Below are 21,891 nucleotides of genomic sequence, written 5' to 3'. Positions count from 1 at the left end.
TAGAAAATTTGCCTTAAGCCTATCCACCAAAGGCAAAAGGAAACGCTAATTTTAGACCGGCGGTGAGAAGGAGATTCACCAATCCCACAGGCAGTAAAAATTTCCAACCAAAATCTAAAAGCTGGTCAATGCGGACCCGAGGAACGGTCCAGCGCAACAAAATAGCTAGGAATAGAAAGAAATAGGCTTTTAGCAAGGTCATCACCAAGCCTAAGCCTGCTGTCACCAATTCAAAAATGGCATTATTGGGATCGACATTAATCCAGTCCGCAATCATCGTTGCTGGAATGGGAAGGTCCCAACCTCCAAAGTAGAGGACCGCTACCAAAATCGAAGACAGCACTAGGTTGACGTAGGACCCCAAATAAAACAGAGCAAACTTCATGCCTGCATATTCAGTTTGATAACCCGCCACCAATTCTTCTTCCGCTTCGGGTAAGTCAAAGGGCAGGCGTTCACATTCCGCCAAGGCGGCAATCCAGAACAACATAAACCCAATGGGCTGGCGAATAATGTTCCAGCCGAGAATGCCATAGCCCGACTGCTTGTTAACGATTTCAATCGTGCTAAGGCTGTTGGACATCATCACTACAGCCAATACAGCCAAGGCTAGTGGAATTTCGTAGCTAATCGATTGAGCAGCCGCTCGCAGCCCACCTATCAAAGAGTACTTATTGTTGGATGAATATCCCGCCATTAACAGACCAATCGGCGCAATGCTGGATAGTGCAATCCAGAAAAAGATGCCAATGCCCAGGTCTGTAATCAGGATATTCTGACCAAACGGGACAATCAGATAGGAGAAAAATACGGGAATAACGACCAGAATGGGACCTAACGTAAAGAGCCAGGGGTCAGTATTTGCGGGCACGATGTCTTCTTTAAAGACAAGTTTGATGCCATCTGCCACTGGCGCTAGGATACCCAACGGTCCAATATATTCGGGGCCTATTCGTTGCTGAGCTGCCGCTGAAACTTTTCGCTCTAGCCAAACCGAAACCAGCACACCCACCGTTGCACCGATAATCATCAACAACATGGGGATTGGGAGCCAAATGGTTTTGGCGACACCGGGGGTTAACCCCAATTCCATCAAATTTTCAACGAAGCGTTGTTCAAGATCAATACCTGGGTTCATTGCCGCCCGTTCTTACTGAATATATGATTTGTAAAGTTTCTTGATGCCTAAACCAGTATATACGCCTAGGAGAGTTTCTTGGCGAATAACTTCATGGTCTGACATCCGGTTCAATTAGGGTTTAGTAAAAGGATTGATTCTAGTCAATGTCTGCCCTAACGACTTTCCGGGGGGATATAAGAAAGGCTATGTTCGCCGATGTAAACCTGGCTAGGGCGATAGATTCGGTTGGTTTCCAGCTGCTCTCGCCAGTGGGCTAACCAGCCTGCCACTCTTGCGATCGCAAATATGGGCGTAAATAAATCGGTGGGGATTCCCAGCTTTTGATAAACCAACCCGGAGTAGAAATCAACATTAGGGTAAATGCCTTTACTCCCTAACTTTTCGGCCACTGCTGTTTCCAGGGCTAGGGCAATCTCATAGGATGGATCACCACCGGTTTTGGCAAATAATTTTTCGGCTAATTTTTGCAAGATCTTAGCTCGGGGATCTTTGACCTTATAGACTCGATGCCCAAATCCCATAATTTTCGATTTGGTGGCTAGCTTCTCGTCCAAGAAAGGCTGGACATTCTCAACCGAGCCGATCTCCTCCAACATTGTGATCACTTCCTCATTGGCTCCTCCATGCAAGGGACCTGCTAAGGTGCCCACCGCTGAGGCCACAATGGCATAGGGATCCGTGAGGGTGGAGGCTGTGACCCGAGCCGAGAAGGTGGAGGCGTTCATCGTATGTTCGGCGTGCAGGATCAAGCAGGTGTCAAATACTTGGGCCAAAAAGGGATCGGGCTCCTGCTCATTCATCATGTAGAGAAAATTAGCGGCATAGCTCAAATCATCTCGTGGCCGAACGGGGTCATTCCCCTTACGAATATGCTCAAATGCCGCCACCATTGTCGGGATTTTTGCCAGTAACCGCACCACGGCCTGCCGAATATAAGTGGGATCGTCTAAGGCCCGTCGGGAGTAGAACAGCCCTAGGGCTGCAGCAGATGCCTGTAGCGCATCCATCGGGTGACCGCTTTCGGGGAAACACTTCATCATGTCCCGAATGCGATATTTGATGCGGCGATGGTGGGTGATTTCTTCCTGGAAGGTGTGCAGGTCATCTGATTTGGGAAATTCACCCCAAATCAATAGATAAGCCGTTTCGAGAAAGCTGCTTTGGTCCGCTAGGGCTTCAATGGGAACACCACGGTACTCCAATTGACCCACTTGACCATTGACAAAGCTGACCTGGGATTGAGCAGCAGGAATACCTTCTAAACCGGGTTGAAATTCACAAGCGACCATAGTGTCTCTCAGATGAAGATGAATATATCGCCAAGCTGTCTGGGTGAACTGAGGGGGGAGCTGGACAGGGCGAAGGCGTTTATTGGCTCTAAAACAGCAATTTTGGAGCAGTCAACCAAAACAGGGTACTTTGCCCCACAGGGTTGTGATGCTCTGGCAAGAGTAGTCCAATCATACCAGCCTTCTTCAAAACCAGTTGCTGACGGGGTTGCCCCCATACTAAGATTTCTGCCCATGCGCTCAAGTTAGGTTCGTGTCCGACCAAGGCTAAATGCTTCAAACCTTGTTTTCGCCAGTTCTGAAACCAATTCAGCCAGTCTTGCCAGTTTCCTTCGGGACTCAATAAACCAGAGACATGGATGGCGCTGATGAGTCCCTGTTGCTGGATAATCTCAGCGGTTTGGTGGGCGCGTACTAGAGGACTGGTTTGCAAATAGTCAAAATTGATTCCCAGTGTTTGCAGTTGCTGGGCCACTTTCTGGGTTTTCTGTTGACTTTTAGAGGTTAATGTTCGTTGCTTGTCGGGGAGATGGGACTGTCGCTTTTCGGCAATTCCATGACGAATGAAATAGAGCTTCAGAGGCTGCGCCATTAGGTCCAGTCTTCTTTTTTATTGGTCCGAACCGTGTAAATTTTCTGGGTGGCGTGAATTTCGCGGGTTTTCTCGAAAAGTTGGGCTTCGGTGACGCCCCATTTCTCTAGTAACTTATCCAGATCTTTTTGAATATCTCGACTTCCTGGAAATCCGGCATAGCGAATGCGAAGCCGAGCTAGTTCAGCCCAGTTGAGGGAATTGGGCTCTTCCCGCAGCAGACGATTGAGGGTGTTGCGATCGCGCTCTTGCTGCGGATGACGTTGATCCTTGAGGCTATTCTCTGGCGCCATGGAATATCGACCGAATGTGACTCATGAAGGATTTAAGTTTACCAGCGACCTCCTTAGGCCTTCCCAGATCTTAAAAAAATAATTCGGAACGCTGGATCCCGGACGAAGCAGCTTAGACTAATTAACTTCATTCAGTAAGCTATGGGCCAAGCTGCCCAAGTTTTGCTGCAACTCGATAGTCCTGACCCCGACGTAAAATTTTATATGACTTCCCAACCTAGCCAACGTCCTCAACGTCCCTACTTTTCTTCAGGCCCTTGCTCCAAGCGTCCGGGTTGGAATCTGGAAGCCCTGAATAATGCGTTGGTGGGACGCTCCCATCGGTCTGGTCCGGGTAAGGCCCGCCTCAAAGAGGTGATTGATCGGACGAAAGCAATTTTAGGCATTCCTGAAGACTATCTCTGTGGAATTGTCCCTGCCTCCGATACGGGCGCAGTGGAAATTGCCATGTGGTCTCTCCTGGGCGCTCGGGGTACTGAAATGGTTGCCTGGGAAAGCTTTGGCTCTGGCTGGGTTACGGATGTGCAAAAGCAGTTGAAACTGCCGGATTGCAACATTACCAAGGCCGAGTATGGTCACTTGCCGGATCTGTCGAAACTGGATTGCGATCGCGACATTGTATTCACCTGGAACGGCACCACTTCTGGGGTCAAAGTTCCCAACGGTGACTGGATTGCGGACAATCGCCAGGGCCTCACGATTGCGGATGCCACCTCCGCCGCCTTTGCCATGGATATTCCTTGGTCCAAGCTGGATGTGGTCACCTGGTCCTGGCAAAAGGTCATGGGTGGAGAAGCTGCCCACGGTATGTTGGTTCTGAGTCCTCGGGCTGTCGAGCGGCTGGAGTCCTATGCCCCGGCTTGGCCTCTCCCTAAGATTTTCCAGTTAACGAAAAAGGGCAAGCTTAATGCAGCCATTTTTACAGGTGCAACTATTAATACTCCTTCCATGCTTTGTGTGGAAGATGCCTTAGATGGGTTGAAATGGGCGGAGAGTTTGGGAGGCGTATCGGCATTAATCGCCCGTTCTCAAGCAAATCTGACTGTGATAACTAATTGGGTTGATCGAACAGATTGGGTGGATTTCCTTGCCGTCGATCCAGCCACCCGCTCTAATACGTCTATCTGTCTTAAAATTGTCGATCCTTGGTATACGGCTCTCGCTGCCGAAGACCAGGCGAAAGGGGCTAAGCAGTTAGCTACTTTATTAGATAAGGAAGGAGTGGCTTACGATATTGGAGCCTATCGGGATGCGCCTCCAGGACTCAGAATCTGGGGTGGAGCCACAGTGGATACAGCCGATCTTGAAGCATTGACGCCTTGGTTAGACTGGGCTTATGAACAGATGAAGGCAAGCCACGGTTAGCCTAAGGCATCCGTCTGCTTATCTTGTGCATCTATCAAGTTGAGTTTAGGGAGTGTTGTGCTTAAGCAACGCTCCCATGTTTTAGGGGGTGTTAATCGATAATCCTGACTTCCCATTAAAAATTCGCTTAAGGCTATCAATCAGGCGAGTCATCTCTGATGGAGTCAATTCAAATTGAAGGTCATAGTACTGATATCCATCTAGAGAAGCAGCGGTTTCTTCCTCTAACGTGGCTGTTATCAGATTGGAAGACACAGATATCGTCACATCATCAACGTGGCTAACTAGCTGATTAAGGACCATCACCTCAATTTGTTCAGCGTTAGGAAATCTTGAGAGGGAAAAACAATAGTTTTTTGCTGCATCGAAGCAGTAAACATAGGCCATATCGTAGTCTGCATCGTCTGGTGAAGCTGAAATATCGACGACCAGTTCGACCTTGTGTTCAATCATTGCTAGGAGATTTGAACATTAGAGGGGAGGGTTATCACTATCTAGCATGTCACTTGATATCCACTAAACTGCCGACTTTCCCATCTTTAAGGGTTACGAGAATGCGATAAGAAGAATCATCTTGTTTCCAGACATAGGTCGTTTCGGTTGAGGGTTGCCCTGGGAATTTCTTCACCTTTCCGGGACTGCCCATGATTCCTTTGACTTCCTCATAAGACATATCTAACTTGAGCTGATCGTATTTCTCCTTGCTGACCAGCGCTTGCTTTTGGCAGCTGATGAGGAGAAAGAAGGCAAAGATCAGGCTGCCCAAATAAGTCAGACTTTTGTGGTTAGTCATAGCTACTCTTTTCAATTCCGATGAGAATAGGGGAGCAAAAGTGGCGACACACTATAGCTTCAGCTTATTGTTCCCTTCTCAGAGCTTTCCGCTAACGGTTTGGGTGACCCTTTGGAGTCAGAGGGGATGGTCCTTGACTGGATTAGGAATCGTATGGAAAGTCTTGTATATCACGGATAAAGCCTTGTAAATCCGTACAATAGGGGCATGACTCCCACCTCTACTTCCCAAACACCCACTGCACTTCAGTCTTCTGCAAGCGCAGACTCCAAACCCACCCTGGTTTTGGTCGATGGACATTCCTTGGCCTTTCGGGCTTACTATGCCTTTTCCAAAGGCCGAGAAGGTGGATTACGCACCTCTAAGGGAATTCCTACGAGTGTCTGTTATGGGTTTCTCAAGAATCTATTAGATTTATTGAAAAGGGAGAAACCCCATTATTTAGCCATTGCGTTTGACTTGGGGGGACCTACCTTTCGGCATAAAGCGGATGAAACCTACAAAGCGAACCGAGCTGAAACACCAGAAGACTTCATTCCTGATTTAGAGAATCTACAAGAGCTGTTGACCGCAATGGATTTACCTATTGTTGTCGAGCCTGGCTATGAAGCCGATGATGTGTTGGGCACGTTGGCTTATCAGGCGAGCCAGCAGGGATTTAAGGTGAAGATCCTGAGTGGCGATCGCGATTTATTTCAGCTGGTTCAGCCTGATGATCGTGTTCGTATTCTTTATATGAGCAATATTTATAGTGCAGCCTCTCGTAGTGGGGCAGAACCGGGGTCATTTGGTCCAACCGAAGTCCAGGAAAAGATGGGAGTCACGGTTGAGCAGATTGTGGATTATAAGGCCCTCTGTGGTGACTCATCCGATAATATTCCAGGGGTGAAAGGGATTGGCGATAAAACCGCCATTAAGCTGCTGGCTGAATATGGCACCCTCGACAATGTCTATGCCTCTGTTGAGCAAATCAAAGGGGCCGTTCAGAAAAAACTGGTGACGGGGAAAGAGGCTGCCTATCATTCTCAATTTATGGCTCGCATTGTTTTGGATGTGCCTTTAAAGGTCGGGCCGCAAGACTTTGAGATAAAAGGCTTCACTGCCGATAAAGTATCTCCCGTTTTGGAGAAGCTAGAATTCCAGTCTTTCCTGCGCCAAATCAATCAACTTCAGAAGCAGTTTGGCGGAGAAGCTATTGCTCCACCTGCCGCTACGGCCACTCCATCAACGGCTGATGATGGAGATGACACCTGGTTTTTTAGTGCGGAAGATACGGATGCAGCTCAAACCCCTCCACCCCCCCAGCTTGTTCCTCGGATTATCGATACTCCCGCCAAATTGGCAGAGTTAGTCACTCTCTTGGAGGCTTACACAGATGCTTCTCAGCCCGTGGCTTGGGATACAGAAACCGATAGTCTTTCCCCTCGAGATGCCCATCTCGTTGGCATTGGCTGTTGTTGGCAGGGAGATGAACAATCCATTGCTTATATTCCATTAGGTCATAAAGAGGGCGACAACTTAGATCTAGAAACGGCTCTAGCAGGATTACGTCCCATTTTGGAAAGTGATAGCTATCCCAAGGCGTTTCAAAATGCCAAGTTTGATCGGTTAGTGTTCCAGTTCCAGGGGATTCAGATTCGGGGTGTTGTGTTTGACACCATGTTGGCCAGCTATGTGTTGAACCCAGAGCGCAGCCATAACCTTACAGATCTATCTCGGAATTATCTCCAAATAACGGCGAAAAGTTATAAGGAATTGGTCAAAAAGGGGCAAACTATTGCCGACTTATCTATTCCGCAAGTGGCTGAATATTGTGGGTTGGATGTATTCACTACCTATCAGCTGAGGGAGAAGCTGGAAGCTGAACTGGCTGCGATTCCCTCACTGCATGGCCTGTTTCAGGAGGTGGAACTGCCTCTGGAAGCAGTGCTGGCGGTGATGGAAACGTCGGGAGTCCGTATCGACCAAGACTATCTACAAACCCTATCTACCCAATTGGATACGGATCTAAAGCGATTGGAGGCAGGGGCTTATGAGCTGGCAGGCGAAATCTTCAATTTAGGCTCACCTAAGCAGTTAAGTGAAATTCTGTTTGGCCGCTTGGAGCTGGATGTCAAAAAGTCTCGTAAGACCAAGCTGGGGTATTCCACAGATGCCGCCACCTTGGAAAAACTCCAGGGCGATCATCCGATTATCGATGTGTTGTTGGAATACCGAACTTTAGCCAAACTCAAGTCGACCTATGTGGATGCTTTGCCGACTTTGGTAAGAGAAGATACCCACCGCATCCATACGGACTTTAATCAGGCGGTGACTGCGACGGGACGGCTGTCCTCTTCTAATCCCAACTTGCAGAATATTCCCATTCGGACTGAATTTAGTCGCAAAATCCGAGCTGCCTTTATTCCTGAATCGAGCTGGATTTTAATGGCAGCGGATTATTCCCAAATTGAGCTGCGTATTCTAGCCCACCTCAGCCAAGAGCCTCGCCTGCTAGAGGCCTATCGTAATGGCCAGGATGTTCATACCCTGACAGCCCAATTGCTGTTGGAAAAAGACGAGATTGCAGCAGAAGAACGACGACTAGCGAAGATCATCAATTTTGGTGTGATTTACGGAATGGGACCCCATCGGTTTGCCCGGGAAGCAGGGGTTAAATATGGCGAGGCCAAAGACTTTATTCAGCGATTTTACGATCGCTATCCAGAGGTGTTTGCCTATTTGCAGCGGATGGAGCGGGAAGCGATCAGCCAAGGCTATGTGGAAACGATTCTGGGACGTCGTCGCTACTTTGAGTTTGATAGTCGGGGCCTCAAGAAATATCGCGGCAAAGATCTAGAAGAGATGGCAGAGGTTGATCTGAGCGACATCAAAATGAGTAGCTATGATCGGGGCTTGTTGAGGGCTGCAGCTAATGCCCCCATCCAAGGATCTAGTGCGGATCTGATTAAAATTGCCATGGTCCAGCTCCAAGCTGCTCTAGAACCCTATAAGAGTCGGCTGTTAATGCAGGTTCATGATGAATTGGTGTTGGAAGTACCGCCTGATGAAGTGGAGGATGTGCGATCGCAAGTTAGAACCACGATGGAAATGGCTCTCCCTTTGAGTATCCCCTTAGTAGCTGAAGTTCATACTGGAGCCAACTGGATGGAGGCTAAATAGCACTATTATCCGCTTGCTGACTATATCTCAATTAAAACGGAGAGGGGGGGATTCGAACCCCCGTTAAGTTTGACCCTAAAACAGATTTCGAGTCTGCCGCATTCAACCACTCTGCCACCTCTCCAGGTTGGGGTTGTTGGTTTAGTCTAACGCCTATTCTACAGGGGAGAAGCCGGATTTTCACTAAGGGGGAAGGTGGATTCAAAACCGCGATCGCGGGTCCACTGCACGGAGCCATCTCTGGGCGTCCAGAAGACTCGGGGGATTTGGCGTTCTAGCTGGCTCAAAGTTTGGGCATCAATAGTGCGAGACGTGAGAATGAGAACTTGGGGCTGCAACTGCATGATGGCCTCTAGATCTAATTTTGTGGACCACCATAACACTTGTGGAGAAGGTACTTGGGTCGTTTGCAGCCAAGGCAATAAACGCTGATACCGACCTGCAACCATCAGCCAATTTTGCTGATTGACGGTGAACTGCAGCAGAGTGGGTTGATGACGCAATACGCTGATTTGAGTTTGGTTTTGCAGGAGTAGTTCCCCCACTTGGAGTAAACGCAGTTGTCCCGGCTGGACCTGGGATTTAAGAATCCACTCTTTTAATGCGGTGTTGTCGGTTAAAGAGATGGAAATGAGCTGTTTTAAGGGGATCTGCTGGAGTAAAGCGGGCCATCCTTCTCGCCAGCGAGGTCGTAGGTCTGTGGCTAAGGCTAGGTCTACTTGATCAATGCCCTGGCGTTGTAAAAAGGGAACGAGGGTTTGCGAGGCGGTATTGCGATCGCCACTATTCAACACCAACGTTCCACCTGGCTGCTGGATCACCATCATCGGTGGTGTCGCCCGGTCAAAAATCGTGATTTGAAAGCGATGGACTTGATGATGCCAAATGGGAAGAATGATGATGGCTGAAGCCAGGGTTATCAATAGGGGTATACGTTGCTTCCACATCGGTAAGAGCCATGCCGATACCAGCAGTCCATAGAGCAGCACCAACTGCCCAATCGAGATGGTCCCCAGAGTGATGGAAGCTCCCGGCAACTGGCTAATCTGAGTCACTAGCCAAATCAATCCCTGGGTGGGTATCGCCAGCAGCCAAGCCAGCAGACTCCCTGCCCAAGGCCATACCACTGATACGATGCCGCTGAAAAATCCGCCTGCCGTTAGCAGAATCAAAAACGGTGTTGTGCAGAGATTGGCCAGCAAACTGTAAAGGGGGGCAATTCCAAACTGATAGAGCTGTAAGGGCAAAGTCCACAGCATGGCAGCGATGGGTACTGCGAATAGGGATGCGATCGCAGGGGGTAACCAATCCAGTTTCTGAGTTAAGGAGGGCACTGTCACGATCAGCCCCAAGGTGGCGAGGAAGCTGAGCGTGCGATTCGTTCCTACACGAAAGGCTAAAAAGCTAATAAGGTAGGGCTTCTGAGAGATAACCCCTTCTGGGTTGAGTTCGCACTTTAATCTCTCTCAGATGATAACTTGATGTACTTGTAGGTGATGCCTATGAATCTAAGAAACAGAAGCTAGTCCTACCCACCCGGTATAAGGTGTGAAAGCATAACCCCCATCTCAACGGTTTAGTGCCAATGGGATGAAGCGGGGATAAATGTCGGTATCTGGAAGCCTAATCTGGAAACCCGGCTAGCACGTGTGCATGAGTAAAGCTCAATGAGCCTGAATGTATGACTGAACCATCGTGATCCTCAACCAGTGAAAAGGCTGAAATGATTATCCAGCAATGCTTGACAATCACAACACTGGAAACAAAAGTTACTGATTTCTCGAACCTTCTCATGCTTGGAAAGAAGGTTTTATACCCATAACGAAATCCGGTGGAAAGTACAACTCTAAACACACAAACAAAGAACATCAGGAACGAAGTAACCTGACCAGTTTTTCACTCTAGAAGGTCGAATATCTAGAGCAGGTACTAAACCGAATGGACTGGCAGGAGGGATGGTCTAAGAAGCCAATGCCTGGGGTAATGCCCAGGATACGCAGACGTAGACCCGATAGTACGGAATGAAGAGCCTTTAGTCAGAGTAAAGACGATGACACACTCAATTATGGGTAGTGATGAATGGACAGACATCAACTGGAAACAAGTCCAGAAGAATGTCTATCGACTCCAAACCAGAATCTTCAAAGCCAAACATCGTGGTGATACTAAGCAGGTTCACAGACTCCAGAAACTATTGATGAAGTCCAGATCTGCCAAGCTTCTAGCAGTCAGACGGATCACGCAGGATAATCAAGGCAAGAAAACAGCAGGAGTGGATGGGGTAAAATCCCTGACACCGGAAGAACGGCTTGACCTCGTGAATAACCTGTACCTAACCGGAAAATCTAAACCGACGCGACGGGTGATGATCCCAAAACCCGGAACGACGGAGGAAAGACCGTTAGGAATCCCTTGCATGATGGAAAGGGCAAGGCAAATGCTAGTGAAACTAGCACTTGAAGCCGAATGGGAAGCGGTTTTTGAAACCAACACCCACGGCTTTAGAACTGGACGGGGTGCTCATGATGCAATCGAGACAATTTTCAACGGTATCAAGTCCAAAGAAAAATATGTTTTGGACGCTGATATTTCGAAATGTTTCGACAGGATAAACCAGAAAAAGCTATTGACTAAGCTGAACACCTTTCCCAGCTTAAACAGGCAAATTAAAGCCTGGTTGAAGTCGGGAGTGGTACTAGATGGCCAACTCTTTCCAACCAATGAAGGGGTACCCCAAGGGGGGACGATTTCCCCATTATTAGCTTTAGTAGCCCTTTATGGATTGGAAACAGCGATTAGAGAATGCATACATCCAAGTAAGACGGCACAACAGGAATTATGTGTCTGTTTTTATGCCGATGACTTCGTCATTCTCCATAAATCGCTAGATGTCATTTTACGGTGTAAATCAGTAGTGGAAGCCTGGTTAAAGGAGATGTCTCTAGAATTGAAACCTAGCAAAACCTGTATTTCCCATACACTTATTCCGTATGAAGGAAAGGTTGGATTCGATTTTCTCGGCTTCAATATCCGTCAGTATCCGGTTGGGAAACACCAATCTGGTAAAAGCCCACACGGTAAAAAACTAGGTTTCAAAACAATCATCAAGCCCAGCAAAAAGAAGGTAGCCCTGCATATTCAGAAACTTAGAGATACCATCGATGCTTATAAAACAGCGTCCCAAGCGGCACTGATTAACAAGCTCAACCCGATAGTTAGGGGATGGTGTAACTACTACTCACGGGTATGCAGTAAACAAACCTTCGCAAGTTGTGACAAAGTTCTGTTTTCACAACTAAGAGCATGGGCAAGGTACAGAACCGGAAAATTTAATCCCAAAACCCTGCTCAAATACTGGCATTACATTGAGGATAGGCTTACTTTCTCAACGCAGAAAGGAATGAAATTAATCTCTCATTCTTCTATCCCAATCGTGCGCCATATAAAAGTAAAGGGGAACAGGAGCTTCTTTGATGGGGATGTACTGTACTGGAGTACAAGAAGAGGCAAACACCCTGAATTACCTAACCAAGTAGCCTTACTACTTAAAAGGTACAAAGGGAAATGCCCAGCATGTGGACTACTGTTTATGGAAGGCGATTTAGTTGAGGTTGACCACAAAATTCCGAAATTGGATGGTGGGACAGATAGATTCGACAATCTGCAACCGCTTCATCGCCATTGCCACGATGTAAAAACCGCCCGTGATAACGCTAACCGTAAGGCTTTGGTACAGGAAACTGAATTAGAGTCAATCGAAAGCGTCATCAAAATATAGGGCAAATGGTACTGATGACAACAGCCGTATTGTTGAGGAGCGGTGTGAGTTCGAAAGTCTCATGCACCGTTCTGAATGGGAGGGTGACAGGGTGACCTGTCACTCGACCCTAACTGAAATCCCAAATCCCAGATCCATTGGGGCTGGATGACGAGCAGCCCAACAGCCACGACCAGCAATACGCCGACTGGATTCAATTTTTGATTCGTTGCAACGGCTACCAGACTGGCCATGCCCATTAAGACCGCGCGGGAAACAGAAGGCTCAAACCCACTCAAGAGGATAAAAACACTGAGTCCGATGAGCCCAGTGAGAAGTTGTGTTCGAGACGATAGACGACTCGTGACCTTCAGCAGTCCCAAGAGAATGATGGAAACATGGAACCCTGACGCGGCTAGGGCATGGGCTAAACCCACTTTGACAAAGCGATTGCGTAGATCGAACGGCAAATCGACCCGACGATGGCCTAAAACCATGGCGCTGACTAAGGCCCCTTTGTCGGGTCCCAGGTATCGGGAGTGCGATCGCACAATGCGTTGCCGCACAGCCCATCCGCCCCAAGTTCCTCCAGGCTTTTTAACCGTAACGGTTTTACCTCGTAAGCCTGCAAAGATGCCGGAGCGGGTCAAGTAGTCTTCGAAGTCAAAGCCTTGGGGCGTAGAGGAGCGGCGAGGCTTATAAAGATAGCCAGAAACTTCTATTTGTTGCCCTGGATGTAGCTCTTGTCCCTGTTTCGGAGGCAAGGATACATAGAGCAATCCGCGAACCGTTGGTCGTGCCTCAAATAATTGTGGGGTAGCAAAGAATGTCATTCCAGTTCCATGGGCAATCAGCTAATCCTGCTCGTTGGGCCGCAGTCGTTTTGAATCGGCTGTGAGTCCAAATCCAATTAAAATAGCTCACCCCTAACCGAGCCGTAACCTTCGTTTGCTCCCAAACTTTGCCAAACTTATTTTGGCGGCGATGCCATCGACCTGTTTGCTGCCGAACAATCCCATTGGTACGCTCCAATCGTTGAGTTCGGTCTTTACCAATGTAGTGGATAATGTCTGGCCCTAAGATGCGCTCATAACCGCCCCAATCATCACTATTCCAAAACTTGCAATCGGTCTTGCCTTCAGTGCTGGTCATCAGTTCATCCAACAATGAGTCGGTATGCTTGCCCACCCGACAGGTCAATATCAAACCACTGGTGTTGGCCAACGTAATCGCCATCCAACAATCGCCCACCTCTAGCTCTGATGGTCGGCAATGTTTTTGCTTTTTTTTCACAAAGGACCACATCTCATCGGCACTGACATCATCGGTGCTGACTGCTTGAACGTTGCCATTATGAAGTTGCTGAGAGCGTTGGCTAGCAGAACGCACGAGGGAGACAACCGTGTTGTAGGAAAGCCCAGTGATTCGGGCAATGCCTCTGAGACTCGTGCCTTCTGCATGAGATTGGAGAACTTGATGGATCGTCTCTCGGCAGGTCTGTCGACGATAGTAAAGGGTATCAAAGGTTTCAGTGAAAGTTCGTTTACAAATAGGACAGTGATACCGTTGTTTCTCATTGGCCATCTTGCCATGCTTATAGGCTTTGGGATGACCGCACAATGGGCATTGCATGGTTACTCTAATAGCAGAAGGAATGTATTATTCTATCTGACCCACATTTGATTGAATCACAACCGAACCGTTTTTTGAGTCGGCTTTGCTTGTAGTTTTAGGGCCTCCATCTGAAACTGAATATTTTGACTTCGCGTTAGGCGAGGCAGGGTTGTCACGGTGCCTGTGACGGTAACGGGTGAGCGAGAGACTTCAGCGACGGCTCGGCTGATATCTCGTGGTCCAGGCGTTGGAGTCCGCATCGTGAAATATAGGCTGGCAAATAGAGCTAGTCCTAACGTGCCTAGCCAAAAGATCACAGTGGGGGCCGCGTCGCCAAGGATAGAGAACAGGCCAAGGCTGTTGCAAACTGAGGACTCGCATTCCCATTAGCCCCAGCCCTAATGCAATAAGCCCTATCCAGCCGTTAGGTGCAGCGGTGGAGAGTAATCCGACGATCCAAGCAATGTAGAGAATAGCACCATTCAATGCCTGCATTTAGGTCTCAAATGGCTGCTGATCATCCCAGTTATAAAGTTGACGGTTCTCACCATGGCGAATTAAGCGTTGCTGCAATTTGGGATAGTCACAGATATCTACAGAGCGTCGTTCTCCCCCCATCAAATAAACCAAGTCTTGGTCAAAGGGATTAGACAAACTATGGGGTTGGGAAGGGGCTGTAAATCCCATAAAGTCGCCTGGGCCGACTTCATATTCAGCTTCACCAATGGCGGCAATCCCTTTTCCTGAAAGGATATAAATAAATTCTTCTTCTTGATGATGGTAGTGAAACTGTGTTGTGTCTCGGCCCGGCTCTACTCGGACTAGGTGGACCCCCCAGTCGTTTGAGTCCTACCCAATCTCCTATCGATTTAGTGTGACGGATGGCATTGGGATTCAAGGGATGTTGAAAACATTGTTCTGGCGACTCTTGGAGGGTGGAGGCTTTGACTAAATGGGGTGTGAAATTCATCGCTACACTCTTGAGTCACGTGTACAGTAACCATCCCCTTGCAAGAGAGGATGGTTACTCAATCTTTGCGTTAGACAGACTCAGTATAAAGTGTTGGGAAATAACGCAGTATTGACGTGGCTTCTTCCTATTCTGGGAAGAGAGAGGTGTGGGCTGACTTGAGGTTAGCGACTGTAGTTCCGTTAGGTTAAAACGATAAACCTAATTTAAAACCCAGTAGTGTATGGACAACCAGTAGAACTAAGGCAGAGCTACCAACATAAGCATGGGCCGAGCGAAAACTGTTTTCTCCCCAAAAGTTGCTGATAGACAGCACCGCATTAGTCGCCAATAAACCAATCACAGCGGTACCCGACCAGAAGTGAGGACTCTCAAAAATTGGTTGCTCCTGCATCACCAAAGACAGCACGCCTCCGGTATATCCCAAAACGATAAACAAAAACATCCAGGGCACCACTTGAGCATGGGCCGCTCTTTTCTGGCTCCCATCTTCTTCATCAGTGGCTAATCGGCCTTGCCAGCCTTTTACACCCGCATAGGATCCCATCACAAACACCACAATTCCCATCATGGTGGGATGGCCCCAATGCACGATGGGCTCAGGCAATCCTAAACTTTGAAAAAATCCCGCGATAGGGGCTAATAGTTCTTCCATTCTTAATGTGTTCCTTTCAGGCTTCGGCAGTGTTCTCAATGCAGCGTGATTCCCTTCAATCGGGTGAATGCAACCGCTACGACTTTTAAGTGTAATGATTTCTTGCGAACAGTTGGGATGGAGTGACAACGGCTCAAACTTGCGCCTGAATGAGACAGTCTATCGGCAGCGTGAATCACTGAATTTAGGATCAGGGCAAGGAAAGCGACTACAATGGCGATGGCTCTCACTTTGGTAAAGTTACCCGCAATTATGGCTGTAAAGAAAGGAAGTCTAGTCCGTATCGTTCCCGAAAAATTTGAAAATAGCGTAGAGGCCAAGGCCAGCGATCGTCGCTTGCCCCCCTATGTGTTTGAGGGGACCGGAGAAGTATTAGAGATTAAGGGTGACTATGCCCAGATTCAGTTTCGTGTCCCTGTCCCCACAGTCTGGCTCCGGGTCGATCAGCTAGAAGCAGCCTAATCATCTCAACGATTGGTTACGGATCAGTGCGATTGCAGTTTGTCCGACCACAATAGAGGTATGGACCTCACCTGCTTACCAGGAACCCAAGCCCCCCGCGTCACCATTGTGGGAGCGGGTAATGTTGGCAGCACCTTAGGGCAGCGAATTGTCGAGAAGAATATTGCTGACGTCGTTCTGCTCGATATTCAGGCAGGACGTCCTCAAGGATTAGCCTTAGATTTAATGGAAGCACGGGGTGTGGAGCATCACGATCGCACCATTATCGGCACGGCAGATTATGCCGACACTCAACACTCCGATGTCATTGTGATTACGGCTGGCCTCCCCCGCAAACCGGGCATGAGCCGTGATGATCTGCTGAAGGTGAATGCCCAGATCATTACAGAGGTCACCCGCCAGGCCATTGCCCAGTCGCCTAATGCCATCTTGGTGGTGGTTACGAATCCTTTAGACGTCATGACCTATTTGGCTTGGCAGTCGAGTGGATTACCTCCAGAACGGGTGGTCGGAATGGCAGGAGTCTTAGATGCTGCCCGATTCGAAACCTTTATTGCTCTAGAATTGAAAGTCTCGATTGCCAACGTCCATGCCATGGTGCTGGGAGGCCATGGAGATTTGATGGTGCCCTTGCCGCGCTATTCCACTGTTAGTGGCATCCCTATCACCGAACTAATGGATGAAGGGACAATTCAGCAGTTAGTCGATCGAACCCGTAATGGTGGGGCAGAGATTGTTAGCCTGATGCAGGCCGGTAGCGCCTATTTTGCCCCGGCTTCTTCCGCGTCCTTAATGGTGGAATCCATTCTATTTGATCGGTCTCGTGTTTTACCTGCTGCCGCCTATCTGGATGGGCAATATGGTCTCTCTGATATTTTCTTGGGAGTTCCCACCTGTTTGAGTCGTCAAGGGGTGACGAAGGTGTTAGAACTTGATCTGTCCCCAGACGATGCCCAAGCATTACAGACTTCAGCTCAAGCTGTGCGCAAAAGCATTACGATGGCCAATGCTTTGTTAAAGTCTCAAACCTAGTTGTAGCGACCATTCAGATAATTGAGAATTCCCTGGGCAATGGCTTGAGCCATGCGTTTACGCCAGGCAGGATTTCTCAAGCCCACAATATCTTTTGCCCCTGTGAGAAAACCGGTTTCTACTAAAATGGCGGGCATCGAGGTCTTGCGAATCACATAGAATCGAGCAGGTCTGACTTTGCGATCGGGCATTCTGAGGCTGCGCAAAATGGTATTGTGAACGGTTCGAGCAAAGCGAGAGCCTAAGCGAGCCCCTGGAGCATGGTAGGTCTCTAAGCCATTCACATCGGGACGACTCATACTAATGGCATTGGCATGAATACTGACGAAAGCGGTTGCCCTGACTTTCTCCGCTAATCTCACTCGGGGGGGTAGATCAACATCCACTTCTCGCGTTCGGGTGAGATAAACGACGACTCCCTGGCGTTGGAGAATTCGGGAGACTTCTAAGCTAATGTCCAAAACAACATTGGTTTCTCGTAAACCACCAATGCCGATGGCACCGGGATCGGGTCCCCCATGGCCGGGATCGATCACAATGACTTTGCGACCCCGAACTGGGCGTCCCGTAATGGGAGGTGTTGGTTGGGTTGAGGTGGGAGAGGGAGTACTCGGAATTCGGGTGGTAATGGGGCGCTGACCCGGACGGAGTAAATTGAGGGAAATAGACTGATTGGATAACCGTTGGACACCCGTCACTCTGACATTCGTGCTGGGTTTGGCCGAAATGATCACCGTATTCTGGCCCGATTCCGTCACGGAAATGTCAGATAAGGGGCTGCCAGAGCCTAGTCGTGGTTTTCTCAAGTCATCGGCTAATTTGGCAGAATTAATCGTGATTTGATAGGCCCTACCAGACCAACGGGTCGTGTATGAGATCGGTTGATCGGCTTTGATCAGGAGTTGTCGTCCGCCCAAGTCTATGCGGCGAATGGTATTGATTTGGCTAGTTGAGGCTGTTGGAGCGGTGGAGCGATTCGGCGAGACTAAGCTGACCGTTGTACCAGGGCGACGGGCTGAACGGTTGGCAGAGGGGCCACCCTTGGGCAAGAGCACAATCCCACTGAACCGACTGACACTTGCCATCCAGTCAGGGCTGTCTTTGTCCACCGTTAACAGCAGCTCTGCTTCTGAATCAGATACAGACTTTAAGGTCATGCTCTTGATGCCGTGATATCCAGGCGTGAAGGTCTTCGCCAGTTGGGGGGCAATAGTGGTGCCAGAAATCTTGAACGTGATCTCTTTTTTATTCCGGCTGCGCTTGACTTTTACCTTGGGTTTAGTCTTCTTCGTCGGCAGGAACAGACCATCGACGGTCACCAAAATATCACTGATCCCCGATGAGCTTTGGGCAATTTGGAGAGGGGGAGATGAAGGCTTTGTGGCGACTATTTGTGGCGAGGGGGCCGATGTCGGCTTAACGACCTGGGATGGCGACAGAGGAGCTGGAGTGGATGCTGTAAGAGTATTGTCAGTCGTTTCACCAGAAGGCTTCCATCGCTTGGGTTCTGGTAGGTTGATAGACCAGTTTGTCGGTGAAGAACCTTCCACTTTGACTTGCTGTGGATCGAGGGTATAGGCCGGATCTAATTCCACCACAATTCGTGCAGTTTGGGCATTGACTTGTCCGAGTCGGACGGAGCGAAACTGGCTACCTAAACTCTGTTTTAAGGTGCGTTTGCCTAGGACAATCCCTGGTAAATCGACGACTAAACGAGTGGGGTTAGGAATCAGCTGTACCCGAGGCCGAATTTCTTCATCCGTGGTGAATTCTAAACGATTTTTGTTTTGATCAAACCGCCAAGACTGGAGTTGGGCTGCTTCTGCTGGCAAATAGCTGAGAAACATTCCACACAGACTGGGGAGTAACCAGCGTAGCGAGTGAGTCATCCCCCTTTGTCTATGAACAGTCTGTAAATGGTGGCGCATGCAATGTCTCCATGGATAAATCGACCCCCTAACGTTTTCAAGCTGTCTCAACGTAGGAGCACTTGACGCTCGCCTAGTCCGTAAACGGGGTATGCCAGTCTGCAAGCTTTGGGACGCCCAATTGAGCATCAAAGTTTCTGAGATGACTTGCGGCTGTACCCCAATGACGGCATTAGATGCCATATCAGGTAGTGGTTACAGAGATTTGATCTTAATCATGTTTTGATCAAGCATTATCTGTATTTGGGAGAACAGTAGGTCCTTAAAGGTCCTGATTGAACAGTGCTCTGTCGGCTACAACATTGATTTAAGTATCAACATCATCGGCCGCTACAGATGCAACCTCTACACTCAAGGCTGGTTCACCTGAATCGGATGACTGGAATACAACACGCAGCATGGGTGGTGCTAGAAACGTTGTTGAAATCACCATAACAATGATGGCTGCTTCTAGTGGACGTGATAAGGCACCACTAGCTGAACCAACACCGGCGAACACCAGTCCAACTTCTCCCCTGGGAATCATCCCGACGCCAATGGCTAGACGATTAATCTCAGGTTGCCCCAAAATAGTGAATCCTGTGATCACTTTGCCAATAATAGCAACAATAATCAAAAATGCGGCGATGACCAGTCCTTCACGATTCTCTGGTACCAGTGGGTTGAGAACGCTAACATCGGTTTTTGCCCCCACACAGACAAAAAAGATAGGGACAAACATGTCTGCTAAGGGGATGACTTGTTCTTCTAGTTCCTTATGTTTGTCGGTTTCGGCTAGGACTAATCCAGCTGTAAAAGCGCCCAGAATGGCTTCTAAATGAATGGCTGTAGCGATATAAGACAGAAAGAAGACAAAGATTAAGGACGATAGGAGCAAGTCACCGCGAGTTTGTAGTTTGTCGACGAGGGCAACAAAGTAGGGACTCAAGAAACGGCCAAGGACAATCGAGCCGACGAGAAAGACAACGGAACTAATCACCAAATAGACAATATTGGAGATTTCGACTTCGCCGGTTTTAGCTAAGCTGGCAACGACGGCTAAAACAATAATGCCTAGGACATCATCCAGCACCGCTGCCCCAATAATGATTTGCCCTTCTTCCGAACTCAGTTGCTGTAACTCAGCCAGGACTTTGGCGGTAATGCCGATACTCGTTGCCGTGAGGGCTGCCCCAGCAAAAATGGCTGGAATAGCTGTCATATGAAAAAGGTAGATTAACCCCAATGTCCCTGAAAGGAAGGGAGCAACTACCCCGACGACTGCCACAATGGCAGCTTGAGGGCCAACTCGGATTAATTCTTGCAGATCTGACTCTAAACCAATCTCAAAAAGTAAGATAATCACGCCTAGTTCGGCGAGTACGGAGATGACTTCGCTATAGGTTTGCGACACTGCGATCGCAGTTTCAGTACCTGCTCCAGTAGTGGATCCTAAAAAGCTGACTAGCATAGAGGGCGTGGTTTCTACCGCCCCCGCTTCTGGAAACATCAACAAATGTAGGGCTGAAACTCCAACGACAACACCCCCGACGAGTTCGCCCAAAACTGGCGGTAGATTAATGCGGGCACAGAGTTCTCCACCTACCTTGCTTGCCAGATAAATCACCATCAGGCTGAGGAGCACCCCGGCTAAAATCAGTGGGGCTTCTTCGGCTCCCACACTCGCCTCTCCACTCACTTCAGCTAACGGTAAAGCAGGCGCAAAATCCATAAGGGAAGGCATCCCCGCTACCGTTGTAACCGAAGGAATTAATACATCAGCCATACATTTTAGGGATAAAGAGGACTTATAAAGTGGAAGTCGGCACAGCCATTAACCTACACTTCCAAAACCGTAGCAAATTGCTCAACATCCTGTAGTCAATAGATGGGGGTGCTTGGAAGCCAAAGACTTAACCAAATACGCGATGGTTTAAACAAGGCATTTGCTGTCGCACTTGATCTAGTCGAGAAGGTTCGATGGCAGCTACAGCTACCCCTGGCTCAATGCTGGCATCTGCTAAGACGACTCCCCACGGATCAACGATCTGAGCATGGCCATGGGACTGACGGCGAGAGTTGTGAAAACCCGTTTGGGCTGGGGCAATTACGTAAGTGGTATTTTCAATGGCACGAGCTTGGAGTAACACTTGCCAGTGGTCTTTTCCGGTAAAAGCAGTAAAAGCAGCAGGAACAAACAGCACGTCTGCGCCAGCCTTAGACAAAGCCCGATAGAACTCGGGAAAGCGGACATCGTAGCAAACGGACATCCCCAAGTTGCCATATTTGGGTGACGAGTAAATGGGGGGGATCTCAGATCCGGCGAGTACAATTCCTGATTCATGATAAATATTGCCGTCTGGAAGCTCAACGTCGAAGAGATGGACTTTGCGGTAACGAGCCAGCTCTTGACCATTGGGAGCGACGAGTAGGGCTGTATTGTAAACTTTGCCAGCCTCAGCAGGAACTGGATATCCACCTCCCAAAATCGTAATTTGGAACCGCTGAGCCATGGTTTTGAGAAATTTCTCAGATTCTAAACCAATCGTCTCAGCTTGTTCGATTTTGGCTGCTTCATCTCCAAGAAAAGAGAAGTTTTCGGGTAAACATACTAACTCGGCCCCGCGGCGCACTGAGAGCTCAATTAAATCTGTGGCTTGGGCCAAATTTTTGTGTAAATCTGGCAAACTGGTCATTTGAACTGCGGCAGCAAGGTAGGGCTTCATAGCGTGTGGCGAACGATGAAAGGCATAAACTAACTCATCGTAAAGCTTTGCGGGCCATCCTCGTCAAGAGATCCTCGTAAAAGAACATATTTGCGAAAAAAGAGGGCGAGTTTAACTCACCCTCTTTTCAATG

20 protein-coding genes, 1 tRNA gene and 1 pseudogene are annotated in these 21,891 nt (G+C 48.6%); 6 read left to right on the top strand and 16 right to left on the bottom strand.

From position 1 onward, the window contains the following. Positions 1–19 precede the first annotated feature (19 nt). The 4 genes from nuoH to HRE53_RS08675 form a co-directional block, all read right to left on the bottom strand. On the bottom strand, positions 20–1,138 hold the full coding sequence (gene nuoH, locus HRE53_RS08690; protein ID WP_212663076.1) for an NADH-quinone oxidoreductase subunit NuoH: 1,119 nt from the start codon (positions 1,136–1,138) through the stop codon (positions 20–22). 155 nt (positions 1,139–1,293) lie between these two features. Then, the gene (locus tag HRE53_RS08685; RefSeq protein ID WP_235110014.1) at positions 1,294–2,430 is read right to left on the bottom strand and encodes a citrate synthase; all 1,137 of its coding nucleotides are present in this window, start codon (positions 2,428–2,430) and stop codon (positions 1,294–1,296) included. Positions 2,431–2,518: 88 nt separating this feature from the next. Next, positions 2,519–3,022, bottom strand: coding sequence for a phosphohistidine phosphatase SixA (gene sixA / locus HRE53_RS08680; RefSeq protein ID WP_235110013.1), 504 nt, complete (start codon positions 3,020–3,022; stop codon positions 2,519–2,521). After that, positions 3,022–3,315 carry a DUF3288 family protein gene (locus HRE53_RS08675; RefSeq protein WP_235110012.1) on the bottom strand — a complete coding sequence of 98 codons (294 nt, stop codon included), beginning with the start codon at positions 3,313–3,315 and terminating at the stop codon, positions 3,022–3,024. Before HRE53_RS08675 ends, sixA begins: the two co-directional genes overlap by 1 nt. 204 nt (positions 3,316–3,519) lie before the next feature. On the opposite strand from HRE53_RS08675, the gene HRE53_RS08670 reads away from it, so the two are divergent. Next, positions 3,520–4,680, top strand: coding sequence for a phosphoserine transaminase (locus HRE53_RS08670; protein ID WP_315876574.1), 1,161 nt, complete (start codon positions 3,520–3,522; stop codon positions 4,678–4,680). A gap of 81 nt (positions 4,681–4,761) precedes the next feature. Here the strand turns inward: HRE53_RS08670 and HRE53_RS08665 are convergent, their stop codons facing one another. Continuing rightward, positions 4,762–5,133: a hypothetical protein gene (locus tag HRE53_RS08665; protein WP_235110010.1), complete on the bottom strand. Its 372-nt coding sequence runs from the start codon at positions 5,131–5,133 to the stop codon at positions 4,762–4,764. Between the two features lie 49 nt (positions 5,134–5,182). Beyond that, positions 5,183–5,473, bottom strand: a complete 291-nt coding sequence (locus tag HRE53_RS08660) for a hypothetical protein (RefSeq protein ID WP_235110009.1) — start codon at positions 5,471–5,473, stop codon at positions 5,183–5,185. A gap of 207 nt (positions 5,474–5,680) precedes the next feature. Between HRE53_RS08660 and polA the strand changes: the two genes are divergently transcribed. Further along, entirely contained in the window at positions 5,681–8,635 is a 2,955-nt protein-coding gene (gene polA / locus HRE53_RS08655; protein ID WP_235110007.1) for a DNA polymerase I, read from the top strand. 37 nt (positions 8,636–8,672) lie between these two features. On the opposite strand, the gene HRE53_RS08650 is transcribed toward polA, so the two are convergent. Together HRE53_RS08650 and HRE53_RS08645 are read right to left on the bottom strand one after the other, a co-directional pair. Next, a tRNA-Ser gene (locus HRE53_RS08650) sits at positions 8,673–8,759 on the bottom strand. A 34-nt stretch (positions 8,760–8,793) separates the two neighbouring features. Then, positions 8,794–10,044, bottom strand: coding sequence for a ComEC/Rec2 family competence protein (locus HRE53_RS08645; RefSeq protein ID WP_255801479.1), 1,251 nt, complete (start codon positions 10,042–10,044; stop codon positions 8,794–8,796). A 641-nt stretch (positions 10,045–10,685) separates the two neighbouring features. Here HRE53_RS08645 and HRE53_RS08640 point away from each other — a divergent pair. Continuing rightward, on the top strand, positions 10,686–12,413 hold the full coding sequence (locus tag HRE53_RS08640) for a reverse transcriptase domain-containing protein (RefSeq protein ID WP_235110003.1): 1,728 nt from the start codon (positions 10,686–10,688) through the stop codon (positions 12,411–12,413). A gap of 59 nt (positions 12,414–12,472) precedes the next feature. On the opposite strand, the gene HRE53_RS08635 is transcribed toward HRE53_RS08640, so the two are convergent. The 4 genes and pseudogenes from HRE53_RS08635 to HRE53_RS08620 all read right to left on the bottom strand — a co-directional run. Beyond that, a complete protein-coding gene (locus HRE53_RS08635; RefSeq protein WP_235110002.1) occupies positions 12,473–13,225 on the bottom strand; it encodes a ComEC/Rec2 family competence protein in 753 nt (250 codons plus the stop codon). Further along, positions 13,194–14,024: an IS1 family transposase gene (locus tag HRE53_RS08630; protein ID WP_235108928.1), complete on the bottom strand. Its 831-nt coding sequence runs from the start codon at positions 14,022–14,024 to the stop codon at positions 13,194–13,196. Before HRE53_RS08630 ends, HRE53_RS08635 begins: the two co-directional genes overlap by 32 nt. Before the next feature lie 56 nt (positions 14,025–14,080). Beyond that, positions 14,081–14,323: a DUF4131 domain-containing protein gene (locus HRE53_RS08625; protein ID WP_235110000.1), complete on the bottom strand. Its 243-nt coding sequence runs from the start codon at positions 14,321–14,323 to the stop codon at positions 14,081–14,083. A 178-nt stretch (positions 14,324–14,501) separates the two neighbouring features. Further along, positions 14,502–14,771, bottom strand: a pseudogene (locus HRE53_RS08620) (cupin domain-containing protein); the annotation flags it as partial. A gap of 31 nt (positions 14,772–14,802) precedes the next feature. On the opposite strand from HRE53_RS08620, the gene HRE53_RS08615 reads away from it, so the two are divergent. Further along, complete coding sequence (locus HRE53_RS08615) at positions 14,803–14,958, top strand: hypothetical protein (protein ID WP_235109998.1); 156 nt, start codon at positions 14,803–14,805, stop codon at positions 14,956–14,958. Positions 14,959–15,163: 205 nt separating this feature from the next. Here the strand turns inward: HRE53_RS08615 and HRE53_RS08610 are convergent, their stop codons facing one another. Then, positions 15,164–15,631 carry a DUF4079 domain-containing protein gene (locus tag HRE53_RS08610; protein WP_212663068.1) on the bottom strand — a complete coding sequence of 156 codons (468 nt, stop codon included), beginning with the start codon at positions 15,629–15,631 and terminating at the stop codon, positions 15,164–15,166. Positions 15,632–15,883: 252 nt separating this feature from the next. Between HRE53_RS08610 and HRE53_RS08605 the strand changes: the two genes are divergently transcribed. Together HRE53_RS08605 and mdh are read left to right on the top strand one after the other, a co-directional pair. Further along, on the top strand, positions 15,884–16,093 hold the full coding sequence (locus HRE53_RS08605; RefSeq protein WP_041660842.1) for an NAD(P)H-quinone oxidoreductase subunit O: 210 nt from the start codon (positions 15,884–15,886) through the stop codon (positions 16,091–16,093). A gap of 60 nt (positions 16,094–16,153) precedes the next feature. Beyond that, positions 16,154–17,125, top strand: coding sequence for a malate dehydrogenase (gene mdh, locus HRE53_RS08600; protein WP_235109996.1), 972 nt, complete (start codon positions 16,154–16,156; stop codon positions 17,123–17,125). On the opposite strand, the gene HRE53_RS08595 is transcribed toward mdh, so the two are convergent. From HRE53_RS08595 to HRE53_RS08585, 3 genes are all read right to left on the bottom strand, one after another. Beyond that, positions 17,122–19,014 carry an N-acetylmuramoyl-L-alanine amidase gene (locus HRE53_RS08595; RefSeq protein ID WP_235109994.1) on the bottom strand — a complete coding sequence of 631 codons (1,893 nt, stop codon included), beginning with the start codon at positions 19,012–19,014 and terminating at the stop codon, positions 17,122–17,124. The genes mdh and HRE53_RS08595 overlap by 4 nt on opposite strands. Before the next feature lie 346 nt (positions 19,015–19,360). Continuing rightward, complete coding sequence (locus tag HRE53_RS08590; RefSeq protein ID WP_235111073.1) at positions 19,361–20,764, bottom strand: cation:proton antiporter; 1,404 nt, start codon at positions 20,762–20,764, stop codon at positions 19,361–19,363. A gap of 181 nt (positions 20,765–20,945) precedes the next feature. Beyond that, positions 20,946–21,758, bottom strand: coding sequence for a carbon-nitrogen hydrolase family protein (locus HRE53_RS08585; protein ID WP_212663066.1), 813 nt, complete (start codon positions 21,756–21,758; stop codon positions 20,946–20,948). Positions 21,759–21,891 lie beyond the last annotated feature (133 nt).

The organism is Acaryochloris sp. 'Moss Beach' (assembly GCF_021497025.1).
Lineage (GTDB): Bacteria > Cyanobacteriota > Cyanobacteriia > Thermosynechococcales > Thermosynechococcaceae > Acaryochloris > Acaryochloris marina_A.
The sequence above is the reverse complement of the archived record's forward strand: the minus strand, read 5'-3'. Positions and strand labels throughout refer to the sequence as shown.

Excerpts from the sequence above, each read along its gene's own strand:
- HRE53_RS08595 (WP_235109994.1), bottom strand. The coding sequence starts at position 19,014 with ATGACTCACTCGCTACGCTGGTTACTCCCCAGTCTGTGTGGAATGTTT.
- HRE53_RS08635 (WP_235110002.1), bottom strand. The coding sequence starts at position 13,225 with ATGACATTCTTTGCTACCCCACAATTATTTGAGGCACGACCAACGGTT.
- HRE53_RS08585 (WP_212663066.1), bottom strand. The coding sequence starts at position 21,758 with ATGAAGCCCTACCTTGCTGCCGCAGTTCAAATGACCAGTTTGCCAGAT.
- HRE53_RS08605 (WP_041660842.1), top strand. The coding sequence starts at position 15,884 with ATGGCTGTAAAGAAAGGAAGTCTAGTCCGTATCGTTCCCGAAAAATTT.
- mdh (WP_235109996.1), top strand. The coding sequence starts at position 16,154 with ATGGACCTCACCTGCTTACCAGGAACCCAAGCCCCCCGCGTCACCATT.
- HRE53_RS08660 (WP_235110009.1), bottom strand. The coding sequence starts at position 5,473 with ATGACTAACCACAAAAGTCTGACTTATTTGGGCAGCCTGATCTTTGCC.
- HRE53_RS08590 (WP_235111073.1), bottom strand. The coding sequence starts at position 20,764 with ATGGATTTTGCGCCTGCTTTACCGTTAGCTGAAGTGAGTGGAGAGGCG.
- sixA (WP_235110013.1), bottom strand. The coding sequence starts at position 3,022 with ATGGCGCAGCCTCTGAAGCTCTATTTCATTCGTCATGGAATTGCCGAA.
- HRE53_RS08665 (WP_235110010.1), bottom strand. The coding sequence starts at position 5,133 with ATGATTGAACACAAGGTCGAACTGGTCGTCGATATTTCAGCTTCACCA.
- HRE53_RS08685 (WP_235110014.1), bottom strand. The coding sequence starts at position 2,430 with ATGGTCGCTTGTGAATTTCAACCCGGTTTAGAAGGTATTCCTGCTGCT.
- HRE53_RS08610 (WP_212663068.1), bottom strand. The coding sequence starts at position 15,631 with ATGGAAGAACTATTAGCCCCTATCGCGGGATTTTTTCAAAGTTTAGGA.
- HRE53_RS08640 (WP_235110003.1), top strand. The coding sequence starts at position 10,686 with ATGACACACTCAATTATGGGTAGTGATGAATGGACAGACATCAACTGG.
- HRE53_RS08675 (WP_235110012.1), bottom strand. The coding sequence starts at position 3,315 with ATGGCGCCAGAGAATAGCCTCAAGGATCAACGTCATCCGCAGCAAGAG.
- HRE53_RS08670 (WP_315876574.1), top strand. The coding sequence starts at position 3,520 with ATGACTTCCCAACCTAGCCAACGTCCTCAACGTCCCTACTTTTCTTCA.
- nuoH (WP_212663076.1), bottom strand. The coding sequence starts at position 1,138 with ATGAACCCAGGTATTGATCTTGAACAACGCTTCGTTGAAAATTTGATG.
- polA (WP_235110007.1), top strand. The coding sequence starts at position 5,681 with ATGACTCCCACCTCTACTTCCCAAACACCCACTGCACTTCAGTCTTCT.
- HRE53_RS08630 (WP_235108928.1), bottom strand. The coding sequence starts at position 14,024 with ATGCAATGCCCATTGTGCGGTCATCCCAAAGCCTATAAGCATGGCAAG.